General features: G+C 40.4%; 1 rRNA gene. It reads left to right on the top strand.

From position 1 onward, the window contains the following. Positions 1–153 precede the first annotated feature (153 nt). Positions 154–269, top strand: a 5S ribosomal RNA gene (gene rrf, locus IRQ95_RS21970). Positions 270–606 lie beyond the last annotated feature (337 nt).

Genomic DNA, 606 nt, shown 5'->3' with positions numbered 1-606 from the left:
GAGGCATTGAGCTAACTGATACTAATTGCCCGTGAGGCTTAACCATACAACACCCAAGGGGTTTTGATGGACTCAAAGCAAGAACAGATTTGAATGTGTAAGAACTAAAACAGCTTTCCGAATTATTCTCTAGMAATAGAGAGAAAGAATTTGCTTGGCGACCATAGCGTTGCGGACCCACCTGATTCCATGCCGAACTCAGAAGTGAAACGCAATAGCGCYGATGGTAGTGTGGGGCTTCCCCATGTGAGAGTAGGACATYGCCAGGCTTTATTTYGCACTTGCTTAAGATTTAAGCAAGTCACCATAAAATTTTAAGAAAACTTAGAGTTTTATGTTGACTTTCAAAGTGGGAAGCGTATTATACGCACCTCGCTGAGRCGCTAAGGCGTTGAAAGCAAAGCTCTTTAACAATATAAACCTATCAATCTGTGTGGGCACTCGTTGATGATAATCCAATTAGAAGCTTAGGCTTCAAATTMGATTTCAATGAACTGAGTGACCAATTGATACTTCGGTATCAGCACAGTCAATTCATTATCGTTCTGTTGGAACGATAATAGCTTTAAAATTACTTCTTACTTTCGRGTAAGAGCAGTTTTGAAG

It is taken from the genome of Vibrio fluminensis, from assembly GCF_015278125.1.
GTDB classification, from domain to species: Bacteria; Pseudomonadota; Gammaproteobacteria; order Enterobacterales; family Vibrionaceae; genus Vibrio; species Vibrio fluminensis.
The sequence above is the reverse complement of the archived record's forward strand: the minus strand, read 5'-3'. Positions and strand labels throughout refer to the sequence as shown.